The sequence below is a fragment of the Sinomonas sp. genome, assembly GCF_051955515.1.
GTDB lineage: Bacteria > Actinomycetota > Actinomycetes > Actinomycetales > Micrococcaceae > Sinomonas.
Map to the genome: position 1 here is coordinate 1 of NZ_JBQCGQ010000200.1, position 11,772 is coordinate 11,772.

13 protein-coding genes are annotated in these 11,772 nt (G+C 66.9%); 6 read left to right on the forward strand and 7 right to left on the reverse strand.

Translation table 11 applies throughout. The features are described from left to right. The first annotated feature begins 227 nt into the window (after nt 1–227). Nucleotides 228–1,319, forward strand: a complete 1,092-nt coding sequence (locus ACTHL9_RS11605; RefSeq protein ID WP_440519231.1) for a M23 family metallopeptidase — start codon at nt 228–230, stop codon at nt 1,317–1,319. Between the two features lie 41 nt (nt 1,320–1,360). After that, complete coding sequence (locus tag ACTHL9_RS11610; RefSeq protein ID WP_440519232.1) at nt 1,361–1,861, forward strand: glutathione peroxidase; 501 nt, start codon at nt 1,361–1,363, stop codon at nt 1,859–1,861. Nucleotides 1,862–2,007: 146 nt separating this feature from the next. Here the strand turns inward: ACTHL9_RS11610 and ACTHL9_RS11615 are convergent, their stop codons facing one another. Further along, the gene (locus ACTHL9_RS11615; protein ID WP_440519234.1) at nt 2,008–2,898 is read right to left on the reverse strand and encodes a hypothetical protein; all 891 of its coding nucleotides are present in this window, start codon (nt 2,896–2,898) and stop codon (nt 2,008–2,010) included. A gap of 90 nt (nt 2,899–2,988) precedes the next feature. Here ACTHL9_RS11615 and ACTHL9_RS11620 point away from each other — a divergent pair, with 90 nt between their 5' ends. From ACTHL9_RS11620 to ACTHL9_RS11630, 3 genes are all read left to right on the forward strand, one after another. Further along, nucleotides 2,989–3,558 (forward strand): TetR/AcrR family transcriptional regulator, encoded by a 570-nt coding sequence (locus ACTHL9_RS11620; protein WP_440519236.1) that lies wholly within the window; start codon nt 2,989–2,991, stop codon nt 3,556–3,558. 72 nt (nt 3,559–3,630) lie between these two features. Further along, nucleotides 3,631–3,930 (forward strand): type II toxin-antitoxin system VapB family antitoxin, encoded by a 300-nt coding sequence (locus tag ACTHL9_RS11625; protein ID WP_440519237.1) that lies wholly within the window; start codon nt 3,631–3,633, stop codon nt 3,928–3,930. 15 nt (nt 3,931–3,945) lie between these two features. Continuing rightward, nucleotides 3,946–4,602: a LytR C-terminal domain-containing protein gene (locus ACTHL9_RS11630; protein ID WP_440519239.1), complete on the forward strand. Its 657-nt coding sequence runs from the start codon at nt 3,946–3,948 to the stop codon at nt 4,600–4,602. On the opposite strand, the gene ACTHL9_RS11635 is transcribed toward ACTHL9_RS11630, so the two are convergent. The 3 genes from ACTHL9_RS11635 to ACTHL9_RS11645 form a co-directional block, all read right to left on the reverse strand. Next, nucleotides 4,599–6,059 (reverse strand): aminotransferase class I/II-fold pyridoxal phosphate-dependent enzyme, encoded by a 1,461-nt coding sequence (locus tag ACTHL9_RS11635; RefSeq protein WP_440519240.1) that lies wholly within the window; start codon nt 6,057–6,059, stop codon nt 4,599–4,601. The two genes, ACTHL9_RS11630 and ACTHL9_RS11635, sit on opposite strands and share 4 nt — an antisense overlap. A gap of 42 nt (nt 6,060–6,101) precedes the next feature. After that, a complete protein-coding gene (locus tag ACTHL9_RS11640) occupies nt 6,102–6,893 on the reverse strand; it encodes a sigma-70 family RNA polymerase sigma factor (RefSeq protein WP_440519241.1) in 792 nt (263 codons plus the stop codon). 231 nt (nt 6,894–7,124) lie between these two features. Next, nucleotides 7,125–7,769, reverse strand: a complete 645-nt coding sequence (locus tag ACTHL9_RS11645) for a TetR/AcrR family transcriptional regulator (protein ID WP_440519243.1) — start codon at nt 7,767–7,769, stop codon at nt 7,125–7,127. 150 nt (nt 7,770–7,919) lie between these two features. On the opposite strand from ACTHL9_RS11645, the gene ACTHL9_RS11650 reads away from it, so the two are divergent. Then, nucleotides 7,920–9,311: an MFS transporter gene (locus tag ACTHL9_RS11650; RefSeq protein ID WP_440519245.1), complete on the forward strand. Its 1,392-nt coding sequence runs from the start codon at nt 7,920–7,922 to the stop codon at nt 9,309–9,311. A gap of 126 nt (nt 9,312–9,437) precedes the next feature. Here the strand turns inward: ACTHL9_RS11650 and ACTHL9_RS11655 are convergent, their stop codons facing one another. From ACTHL9_RS11655 to ACTHL9_RS11665, 3 genes are all read right to left on the reverse strand, one after another. Beyond that, nucleotides 9,438–10,481, reverse strand: a complete 1,044-nt coding sequence (locus tag ACTHL9_RS11655; RefSeq protein WP_440519247.1) for an NAD(P)-dependent alcohol dehydrogenase — start codon at nt 10,479–10,481, stop codon at nt 9,438–9,440. Between the two features lie 97 nt (nt 10,482–10,578). Then, the gene (locus ACTHL9_RS11660) at nt 10,579–11,529 is read right to left on the reverse strand and encodes a TolB family protein (protein ID WP_440519248.1); all 951 of its coding nucleotides are present in this window, start codon (nt 11,527–11,529) and stop codon (nt 10,579–10,581) included. Between the two features lie 27 nt (nt 11,530–11,556). Beyond that, nucleotides 11,557–11,772: hypothetical protein (locus tag ACTHL9_RS11665; RefSeq protein ID WP_440519250.1), on the reverse strand; the 216-nt coding region annotated here is incomplete at its 5' end.

Genomic DNA, 11,772 nt, shown 5'->3' on the forward strand with positions numbered 1-11,772 from the left:
CCATCCTCCGCTGTGTAAATGACACCCCCGGGCTTCGGCTCGGGGGTGTTTTTCGCTTCTTGGCTGTCAGCGTGCCTATGCCGTGGCGCAGAAGTGCAGCTCTGCTTCCAGTTGTTTGACAAGCTTAAGAAGCGCTGTGTGACGCTCAGTAGTGCTAGCGGTAAGCCGAGGCAAGGCCCAACAATGGAGGCATTCGGCCCATAGCGCAAGACTGATTGGGGAGTCGCGTGGAGCTGTCACAGCGTAGGAACGGCCAGATCGGCCGACGGGATTTCGTCCGCATCATGGTGCCCGTGGCATTCATCGTGGGGTGCGCCGCCACTCCCGCGTTTGCCGATTCGGGTGTCAGCGATACGGTGAAGGCCGATCCCAACGCTGTGCTCGTCTTCGACCGTGCCGGGGTCAGTTCGATCCCCGCAGGCAACCACTCAGGTGCTGTTGTCCTCGCGTCCTCCGATCTGCCGCGTCCCGCCGAGGGGCAGCTCTACGCTCCTCTCGAAACGCTAGTACCCACTTCTCCCTTCGGCTATCGCATCAATCCCCTGACTGGGCAGCCGGGGGAGTTCCACTGGGGCCAGGACTTTGCCGCTGCTGAGGGCACCAGGATCTACTCGGCCGACGCAGGGGTGGTGCGGGCAGCCGGATGGCATCCGTGGGGCGGCGGCAACCGGGTCGAAGTCGACCACGGGAACGGCCTGGTCACCACGTACAACCACATGAAGGCCGCCGCCGTGAAGACCGGGGACAGCGTCGAGTCCGGGCAGGTCGTGGGTGTCGTAGGCCAGACCGGGAGCGCCACCGGCCCGCACCTGCATTTCGAGACGATCCTGAACGGCCACTACGAGGATCCGATGCAGTGGAAGTTCCTGCCTCTCCAGCAGAAAAACCCCGTCGGCGACCTCACGCTCACCGACTACACCCCCAAGGACGGGCAGCCGGCACCGGGCCAGCCGGCGCAGTGGAGCATTCCCACCCAGCTCAATGAACCCGCTCCGAACGAGCAGATCCAGAAGGCGCCGGCTCCGACGCCGCCCGCGCCTCCTGCACCGGCGGCTCCGACGAAGTCGACGACGCCCAGCCCGTCGCCCTCGGGCACCGGAGGCTCTCCGACGGCCTCGCCGGCGCCGAAGTCGAATCCGTCGCAGACGAGCACCCCGAGTCCGACGCCTACGGCAACCCCCAGCCCCACTCCAAGCCCGACGCCAACCGCCACAGCATCGCCGACGACCACGGCATCGTCGTCGCCTGCGACCTCCTCATCGACGCCCACGTCAAGCCCCACCCCAACCCCCACTCCCACCCCAACGCCCACGCAGTGACCGTCACGTGCTCGGCAGACGGTCCCCGCTAGACTTGACCGGTGACTTTGCACGAGATTCCTCTGACGCTCAATGACGGCACCGAGACGACGTTTGGTCGCTTCGAGGGCTCGGCTGTTCTAGTGGTCAACGTCGCCTCGAAGTGCGGCTACACGAAGCAGTACGACGGGCTCGAGAACCTCTACCGCACCCACCTCGACCGCGGGCTCGTGATCCTCGGCGTGCCATGCAATCAGTTCGCGGGGCAGGAACCGGGATCAGACGAGGAGATCGAGGAATTCTGCCGCCTCAACTTCGGCGTCACGTTCCCGCTGGCCGCAAAGGCGAACGTCCTCGGCGGCGACCAGCATCCGCTGTACGCGGCACTGACGCGGTTCTCGGCCGGCGATGAGCACGGCGACAAGGTTCGGTGGAATTTCGAGAAGTTCCTGGTCGATGCTGCGGGCGAGGTGGTCGGGCGATTCCGGTCGGCGGTGACCCCCGACGCCCCGGAGCTACTCGACGCGATCGAGGCTGCCCTTCCCGATCGGGTACGCGCCTAAGCGGCGCAGCTCGCATCCTCAGGGTGCCGCTTTCTCACCAGCTTTAGCCCTCAACTTGCGGCGAGTCGCCCCGAATTCCCCGCTCGTCGTGGCTTCCGATCGCTGAAAACTGGTGAGGAAGCCACCCCTGAGCAGCGGCTGAGGGCTCAGCGCGTGGCGAGCGCCGCCTTGCGCCACTCGCGCAGGAAGGCCAGCCCGGCGTCGTCGTGAATGACCTCGGCGCCCAGCCCCAGGTAGCCGGCGGTGAGGATGTCGTAGGGCTTCTCGGGGACGCCGTCCTCAGGCCGGACGTCCACGTGGGCTACCTCGTGGTCGTTGTGGTGCAGCCAGTCGGCCATCGCGTAGTCCGTGCGCGAATCGCCCATGGTGAACCAGGCCTGCGGGACGATCGCGTCGCGCCCCAGCAGTTCGCACGCCCTGCTCGCGCCCAGATCCTTGCCGAGCCGCACGGATTCGATGTCCGTGGAGATGATCGTGGGATCGACGCGGAAGTCGACGGTGTCGTCCTGGCCGGGGGCATGGTGGTCGAGCCGCACGGCGCCGAGGCCGCGGCGGGCCATGATGGCCATGGCGTCGGCGTCGAAATGCTCCTGCACCTCGCGATACTCGCTGTTGTGCACGTCGAGGCGCTGCTCCACGGACACCATCGCCCGCTTGGTCTCATCGAAGAACATGAAGTCGGAGTAGGACTCGGACACCAGCTGGCGGATGTCGTCGGCGAAGTCGGACGGAACTGACAGCTCGCGGTCCACGTGGACCGGACCCGCCCCCGCGCTGGTGAACGAGAACCATGTGGCGCCCTTCTCGCAGATGGCGTGCACGGTGAGGGAATCCGGCATTCCGGCCGCGGTCATGGGCTCCATGACTTGCTGCGCGATGAACGCGTCCGACCGCCCGGTGTTGAAGATCAGGGGGATTCCCGCCTCCCCGAGTTCCAGAAGGAGCGCGATGATCTCCTCTTGGACGGTCCGGGTGACGGGGCTCGCGATGGGGCCATCGACGTCGAGAAGGAGGGCGAAAGGGGGACGGGTCTCCATGTGCTCATTCTTTCAGCCCGAAGATGGGTTGCCGGCGCGCGACGTGGGTAGGTAATCGGGGTGGCGGCGATGACTGGGTCCGGTCGGGCGGTGACCAAGAGCAGGCAAGCGCACCAGCGCATCCTCGATGCCTCCTTCGAGCTCTTCGCGAAGCGGGGCATCCGTGCGGTGGGCGTCGACGAACTCATCGAACGGGCAAATGTGGCGAAGGCCACGTTTTACAGCCATTTCCATTCCAAGGACGAACTCGTCCTGGCCTATCTCGAGCGCCTGCACGAAGCACGCAGCAAGTCCATCGATGCGGCGATCCGCGAGACGGACGACGGCCCCACAGCCTTGCTTGCAGTCTTCGACGTGTTCGCCGAGGCGGTAAGGCCCCACATCAACGATGGAAGTTCGTTCGTCCACGTGCTGCTCGAAATGGGCCCGGAGCATCCCCTGGGGCGGGCAAGCGCGGAATATCTCACGCGCACTCGGGAGCAGATCGAGGCCCTTGCGCGCGCGGAGGGGCTTCGCGACGCGGAGGGGTTCGCTCGGAAGGTTCTCATCCTCCTCGAAGGGGCCGTGGTCGCGGCCGTCGAAGGGGATGAGGAAGGGGTCGAGCAGGCGCGCCAGATGGGAGCGCTGCTCATCGGCCTGCACAGCGGTACTGGTCCGTAACCGTTCGGCCACAATCCTCGGCGGCGCGCGCTTCGGCATGACGGGTGGCGCAGCCGTGCCTACGCTAGTCGCGTGATCTTCAAAGCAGTGGGGGACGGGCGCCCATATCCGGACCACGGATACCACACGCCCAAGGACTGGGCCGCGCTTCCTCCGCGACCGGTACGGCTCGACGAGCTCGTCACGACCAAGCGGACCTTGGACCTCGAAGCCCTCCTCGCCGAGGATTCCACCTTCTTCGGCGACCTCTTTCCGCACGTGGTGCAGTACCACGGGGTTCTGTACCTTGAAGACGGCCTCCACCGCGCCCTGCGCACCGCCTTGCACCAGCGGACCGCGATCCACGCCCGCGTCCTGGACCTGGACGCCTGACGCGGAGGAATCACGGTGAGCCGGAAGCCCAAGGACCTCACGGTCTGGCACGGGCACCACGTGGTGGACGGGAACGAGCTGCGCTCGCAGTTCACACCGGATCCCGACGACAAACCGCGGCTGTTCCGCAGGATCCTGCATGGCTTCATGCTCACGCTGCTCGTGGCGATCGTCGTCTCGGGCGGGTGGATGGCGTGGGCGATCCTGACCGGCAATCTGGTCCTCCCGCAGGCGGCGCCCAGTGCCTCGGCGGCGCTCGGCTGTCCGCAAGGCCCCTTCGACTATGCTGCGCCTGACTCGGTGCACGTCAACGTCTACAACGCGGCGGCGAAGGAGGGCTTGGCCCGTTCGGTCGCCGACCAGCTCGCCCAGCGGAAGTTCGCCGTCGGGAAGGTGGACAACGCGAAAGGCGCGGGTCCCACCGCCGCCCTCATCGTGTCCGGACCCGCGGGAGAGAGTGCGGCGTTCACGCTCCAGCGCAACGTGCCGGGGAGCGTCTTCTCGCTTGACTCCCGGGGCGACGCGAGCGTTGACCTCATCCTGCTGCCTTCGTTCAAGCAGCTCCAGGATGCCTCTCTCGTGGACCAGACGCCCGGCCCGCTGATGTGCGCCGGCGCCACGCAGAGCCCTCAGGTTCCCGTGACGCCCGCGCCCCTGGGCTCAAACGGCTAAGTCCTGACGACGCGGATCGTCTTCACTGTGGGGTCGGCCGGGTCTGGCAGCACCATTCCGGCTTCCGCGCCTGTCCGGAGGTATTCGACCACAGCCGCGTTGATCCGTTCGCCGGGCAGGATGGCAGGGATTCCGGGCGGATACGGAGTGATCTGCTCGGCGGCAACGCGGCCGGCCGCCTCGTCGGCCGCCACGACCTCGACGGGTCCGAAGAACGCCTCCCGCGGCAGCATGACGGTGTCCATTTCGAGGTCTGCCGAACGCGGCAGGGACACCGGTGGGGGCGCGGGCAGCGACGGGGCTGCCTTCGCGAGATCAGTCAACGCCTGCACCAAGCGGTCGGCGGTGTCGTCGTCGTCGGCCTGGCTCAGGGTTGCTTCGACCCGCCGGTGATCATTGAGGCCGACGTCGATGCGCGGCTCAGCGCGGAGCCAATCCGCCGCCTGGTAGCCGCTGATCCCCAGCTCGGCCACATCGATGAGGACGTGCAGCGGGTCCAGATCGTGAGACGCCTCGGCGCCGACTAGCTCCTCGGTCACCGTGTGCAGCCCATCGATACCGTCGATTCTGGTGCGCAGGCCTCGGGCGAGGTCCAGCGAGCGCCCGAGAAGGTCGTGGCCGTGCTCGACCATCTGTCGGCGCCACCCGTCGATCGCCGCGTACAGCATGACGTTCGAACTCGTCGTGGCAAGGAGGTCAGCGCACTGGGAGAGCCGGACCGGATCCACGAGGTCGCCCTGCAGGTGGTACACCGAGCCCTGCTCGAAGCCCATGCCCATCTTGTGCACGCTCGCCACGCAGATGTCGGCGCCGGCCGACATCGCCCACGTGGGAAGGTCCTCGTGGAACGGCAGATGGGCGCCCCACGCCTCGTCGACGATCAGCGGCTTCCCACGCCGGTGACAGATGTCCGCGATCGCAGAAAGATCAGCGCAGGTGCCGTAGGGAGTCGGACTGACGATGAGCGCGGCCGAAGCGTCCGGGTAGCGCTGCCACATTGCCTCAACGGTTTCCGCCGACGGCGGATGGGCGATGTGCAGTTCCTCATCCCACGTCGGCCGGATCCAGCGCGGCTGCAGCCCCGAGAGGATGAGCCCGGCCGTGACGGACTTGTGGGCGTCGCGGCCGATGAGGATTTCGCCCGATCCGCGGGTCACGGCGAGGATCGCAGCCTTGACCGAGAGCGAGCTGCCGCAGGTCGAGAAGAAAGCATGCTCGGCCCCCACAGCGTCAGCCATCAGCTCCTGGGCCTTCTTCAGCAGCCCCCGAGACGACTTGCGGTCATCGAGCCCCGCTGTGGCCAAAAGGTCGGAACGGAAAGGGCCGCGGCCCAGCGCGTCGATCGTGCGCTCGTCAGCGCCCCTGCCCTGCCTGTGCCCCGGCGGGGTGAACCCGTACCTGTCCAACCGATGGTATTCGTTGATGCCGTCAAGGATCGGTGCCTCGCTGTGGTCCATAGTCCAACCCTTACCCGGATGGCCGCTGGCCCACCAGCGTGCTCAGGCGGTCATGCGACGGCGGAGCCGGTCCAGCAGGCGGCGCAGGAGCCGGGACACCTGCATCTGGCTGATCCCCAGCTGCTGGGCAATCTCCTCCTGTGTCATCTCCTGGCCGAAGCGCAGCCGCAGCAGCCGGAGGTCCTGGTCGGAGGCGCCCTCGAGCGCGCTCGCCAGGGCGTGCAGGGTCTCGACGCGCTCGAAACCTGGATCCTCCGAGGCTGGGACGACGCTCAGCCGGCGGCTCTGGGGTTCTCCCGGGTCGTCGGTGTGCTCGATTGTCTCGGGGACCATCGAAGCGTCTGCGATCTGGGCCTCGGCGACTTCGGCGACGCCGACGTTGAGCTCGCGGCTGAGTTCGAGGGTCGTGGGCTCATGGCCGAGGGATTGGGCCAAGCCGGGGCGAGCGGCGTTGACCTTCAGCCGCATTTCCTGGATTCCGCGCGGGGGCCGGACGATCCAGGACTGGTCTCGGAGGTAACGCTTGATCTCCCCGCTGATGGTGGGGACCGCGTAGGGCACGAAGCCGTGGCCCAGCTCGGCGCGGTAGCGGTTGGCGGCCTTGATGAGTCCCAGCCGGGCAACTTGGCGGAGATCTTCGGGATCGTGGCCTGGGCAGTGGAAGCGACGGGCTACGGCATCGGCCACGCCCAAGTACTCGATCGCCAGATCGCCTGCGGCTTGGGCTCTGGCCAGAGTCTCCGGCGGCGCAGCTTCGGGAGGGGAGGTCCACGGCCCCGAGAGCGTCTGGTCGATGGGGCGCGCGGTCGTGTGCAGATCGTGAACGACAGTCATGGGAGGTCTCCAAGCTGGGGCGAGGCGGAGAACCGAGAAGAAGCACCAAGTCGGCCCGTCCCAGAGGAGGTCGACTGCTGCGAGGGCCTGAACCGAAAGCGGCCAGATACCTCGTGCCCCGAGGTCCGCGCAGCTCCTGCATGACCGCGCCTGTTCTTACGACGCTACGAGTAGACAGACGGTTCTGTCTACCCCCGAAGGGATGTTCGAGCGGCAGACTTGCTTAGGGTGTCAGCGGAGCTGAGAGGTCTCCCGTGCCTTGGTGGGCCGGCCGTCCTCGTCGAAGCGTGCACCCACGCCGAGCTGGATGAAGCGGACCGTGGCCTCGGTGTGTTGGTCGGTCTCGGCCTCTCTGCGTCCGCGGTCCGCGCTTGCGGCGAGGGATCCGAGCACGAGCTGGGCGAGCTCCTCGAGATCGGCCTGGGGGATGAAGCCCTCCTCCATGCAAGAGAGCAGGATGTTGCGCAGCACCGTGTTGAGCTCGCCGACGTGGTCGCCGAGTTTTGCGAACGACGACGGCGACAGCACCGCCCGCATCGCAGGTCCAGGCGGGAGGTGGCGCCGCGAGAGGTCCTCGACCTGCGCCCGGATGTAGACGGCGAGTCGGTCCACCGGGTTGCCGAGGGTGCGCAGCTCGTCCTTGAGCTCGCTGAGGAACCTGCCGGTCTCGTCGAGGGCGTAGCCGATGAGCAGCTCCTCGATGTCTGCGTAGTAGTTGTACACCGCCGTCCGCCCGACCCCCGCCTGACGCGCGACGTCCGTCATCGTGAGCCCCGGGAGGCCGCGCGTGAAAAGAAGCTCCCCGAAGGCATCGAGAATCCGACGTTGGGTGAGGGCTCGTTGCGCGGCGTTCGACTCGGCCTGAATTCGGGGCATAACCACATTTTAGGTCGTTGTGTCACCAAAAGGATGAGCGCGGGCTGTGAACTCGAGGGAGGTACTCCCAGAACCGGTAACAACAGGCTCTGCCCCCTCGTGGAGGACCGGTGTTGCATTGAGGAAGAAGAGAACCATCGAGGAGGCACCGTGAAGCCTGAGAGTCGGGTCGCCCCACCCTCCACCGAGACGTCAGCCGTTCGCCCCGAGAGCGCCCGCAGCGCACTCATGGCCTCGGTCCTCGGTTTCTTCGTCATCACGCTCGACGCCGTCGTGGTCAATGTCGCCCTTCCCAGCATCCGCAGCGATGTGGGCGGCGGGATGACGGGGCAGCAGTGGATCGTGGACGGCTATACGCTCGCGTTCGCCGCGCTGCTCCTCTCAGCGGGAGCGCTCTCGGACCGCCTCGGGGCGCGGCGATCCTTCAGCGTGGGACTCGGCGTCTTCGTTGCGGCGTCTCTGGCATGCGGCCTCGCTCCCGGCCTCGGAGCTCTCATTGCGGCGCGCGTCGTCCAAGGAGGGGCGGCCGCGGTGATGATGCCGGCATCGATGGCCCTCATCGGCCATGGCTTTCCCGATCCGGTCCGTCGGGCCCGCGCGGTTGCCGTGTGGGCGATGGGAGGCGCCGTTGCCTCAACCTCGGGGCCGGTGCTCGGCGGACTGCTGAACCTCGTCAGCTGGCGCCTGATCTTCCTCATCAACCTCCCCGTCGGAATCGTCGGGCTGATCCTCCTGGTGCACGCACAGCGTTCACCCCGCCGCCAGGTGCCCTTCGATTGGGCTGGTCAGACGACGGCGGTGCTCGCCATGGGTGGCATGACCTACGGGATCATCGAAGCCGGTGCTGTCGGCCCGACGGCACCGCAGGTCGTCGCCTCGCTTGCCGTAGGGCTTGCGGCACTCGTCGCGTTCGCCGTGGCCCAGTCGCGGGGCCGGCATCCCATGGTGCCGCCCACGCTCGTCCGCTCCCGGGTGGTCGCCGTCGCGTGCGCGTCGGGATTCGCGTTCATGATCGGGAATTACGGAGTCCCGTTCGTGATGACCCTGTACCTCCAGCAGCACCGGGGGCTGACGTCCTTGGGCACCGGGATCGCCTTCCTGCCCATGATGCTGATCGGCTTCATCCTGACGCCTTTCGTAGCCCGGATCGTCGAGCGAATCGGCGCGCGGCGTCTGATTCCCCTCGGGTTCCTCTCGCTGGCCGCGGGCCTCATTGCCCTGGCCGTGCTGCCCTCCGACGCCCCGATCCCGGTCATCTCGGGCCTCCTGGTCTTGGTGGGCCTCTGCGGCCCACTCGTCATCCCGCCCATCAGCGGGGTTCTGCTCAACAGCGTGCCTGCGCATCTCTCTGGCACCGCCAGCGGCGTCTTCCACACGAGCCGACAAGTGGGCGGCGCGCTCGCGGTCGCGGTGTTCGGGGCACTGCTCGCCGATGCGGCGAACTTCAGCGCTGGTGTCACGTGGAGCCTTCTGGCTGCTGCCGCCGTCGCCCTCTGCGCCGCAGTGGCGAGCCGGGCGCTCAAAGCCAGCCGAACCCCGTGAGGCGGCTCCTCCCCGCTTGCGCCGTCACCTTTGCAGGGTTCCCATCCGAAACGAGGACGACGGCGGCCCCGCGCCTTGCTGGCTGGGGCCGCCGTCGTTCTGGGTTTCTTGGGAGCCGGGCTCCGCTCAGGCGAAGGTCGCCGCGTCGATGACGAAGCGGTAGCGGACGTCGGAGGAGAGCACCCGCTTCCAGGCCTCGTTGATGTACGAGGCGTCGATGAGTTCGGTGTCGGGGATGATGTTGTGCTCGGCGCAGAAGTCGAGCATCTCCTGGGTCTCGCGGATTCCGCCGATGCTTGAGCCGGCGAACGAGCGGCGGTTGCGGAAGAGCGTGAAGACCGTGAGGGGGAGCGGCTCGGCCGGGGCACCGACGTTGACCATGGTGCCGTTCCTGGCCAGGAGGCCGAGGTAGGCGGCGAGGTCGATCGGTGCCGAGACGGTGTTGACGATCAGGTCGAAACTGTTCTTGAGCTCCTCGAACGTCGTCGCGTCCTCGGTCGCGAAGTAGTGGTCCGCGCCGAGCCGAAGGCCGTCGTCCTTCTTCGAGAGGGTCCGCGAGAGCACGGTGACCTCGGCGCCCATGGCGTGGGCAAGCTTGACGGCCATGTGGCCCAGGCCGCCCATGCCGACAATGGCGACCCGCTTCCCCGGCCCGGCCTCCCAGTGGCGCAGGGGCGAGTAGGTCGTGATGCCCGCGCACAGGAGCGGGGCCGCGGCGGCGAAGTCGAGGGACTCGGGGACGCGGAGGACGAAGTCCTCGTCCACCACCACATGAGTGGAGTAGCCGCCCTGGGTGATGGTGCCGTCGCGATCGACACTGCCGTAGGTGCCGACGTTGCCGCTGAGGCAGTACTGCTCCTCCCCGGCGAGGCAGTTCTCGCATTCCTTGCAGGAATTGACCAGGCAGCCGACGCCGACCCGGTCGCCGACCGCGTGCTTGGTCACCTCGGAGCCGACCTCCGCGACGAGCCCCACGATCTCGTGCCCGACGACGAGCGGGTGCTTCACCGGCCCCCAGTCTTCGCGGACCGTGTGGATGTCGGAGTGGCAGATGCCGGCGTATGTGATCTCGATCAGCACGTCCTTCGGGCCGACGTCGCGGCGGGTGATGGTGACCGGTTCGAGAGGGGCATCGGAGGCGGGAGCTGCATAGGCGTTGACGGTGAGCAAGGGTTCTCCTTGAGTCGTTGGTCTTGCCCTTCCATCCAACCCGGTGCGGGCGGATCCGACGAGGGCTCTGGTGATCCGGGGTCTGGCAGTACCCCCTTCACTCCTGTACCCCGTGGAGCGGATAGGCAACGAACGCGAAGCGATCAGAGCCGGGGGACCAGCTGTTCACGTTGATCGTGCCTTGTCCGCCGAACAGCGCGTAGCTCTCGATCGGGGTCGGCCAGTCGTCGGTTGAGACGACGTTCACGCGGACGTCGAGGTCTGCGGGGTGGCCGAGGGTTCCTGAAGGAAAAGAAATGTAGGTGGCGAAGCGGCCATCGGGGGAAAGATGCGGAAACCAGTCAACCGAATCGCTTTTCACCAACAATTCGGCAGGGCCGCCTTGGGTGCTGATTCTGGCCACTTGCGCATGGCCGGCCCGTGACGTGAACGATTCGGTATTGAAATAGATCCACGTGCCATCGGGGGACCATTCAGGCCCGTCGAGATGGCCTCGGCCCGTGTCGATCGTTCTGGAATTGCCCCCAGCGGAGGAAGAGCCGATGACGAGCCGGCCGGGCTCCGAGAAGTCGGACATTTCCACCCAGGCGAGTTCCCCGCCGTCGGGACTGACGCCGTGGAGGAAATGCCACACTCCATCATTCACCGTGATGCGTTCCACCGGTCCGCCGGACAAGGCTCCTTTATAGATCTGCCCGTCCGTTGCGGACATGTAGATGGAGGTGCCGGCGGGGGAGAGGACATGGTCGTTGTTGATCTCGGGGAGTCGGTCGAAGTGGACTTCGCGGAGATCGGCCGTGTCGAGGTCAATGGTCCAGAGTGTCCCGTGGCCATTGACATAGAGGAAGCCGCCGTCAGGAGACCAATTCGGTGCCTCGAGCAGGATGCCGTCGGTTTCGAGGAGCAAAGTCGGGGTCGGCATTGTTGGGCCGCCAATCCAGACCTGGGTGCGTTGTCCTGGTCGCAATTCACGGTAAGAATTCACGTGCTCTCTCCAAAAGGTTGCGTCCTCCCAAAACGGTTGCGCCGTCAGCGTTGCAGGGTTCACACCCCCCAAAGCTGACGGTGCAAGGGCTTAAACCCAAGGGAAGGCAGTGACGCCCGTAAGGGTCCCCACGAAGACATGACTTCCCGGGATCGGCGGGGTCACCAAGTGCGGAACGGGCCCGAGCTGGGTCTGCTGCCGAACATGACCGTCTCCCGGATCAAGTGCGAAGAGATTCCCGGTCTCGTAGTCGACCACCCACACCGCCCCGCCGCCGGTGACGGGCGAGCCCGCCGCGCCCAAGGG

Coding starts and splice junctions, on each gene's coding strand:
- ACTHL9_RS11615 (WP_440519234.1), bottom strand. CDS start 2,898: ATGGAGACCCGTCCCCCTTTCGCCCTCCTTCTCGACGTCGATGGCCCC.
- ACTHL9_RS11635 (WP_440519240.1), bottom strand. CDS start 6,059: ATGGACCACAGCGAGGCACCGATCCTTGACGGCATCAACGAATACCAT.
- ACTHL9_RS11640 (WP_440519241.1), bottom strand. CDS start 6,893: ATGACTGTCGTTCACGATCTGCACACGACCGCGCGCCCCATCGACCAG.
- ACTHL9_RS11645 (WP_440519243.1), bottom strand. CDS start 7,769: ATGCCCCGAATTCAGGCCGAGTCGAACGCCGCGCAACGAGCCCTCACC.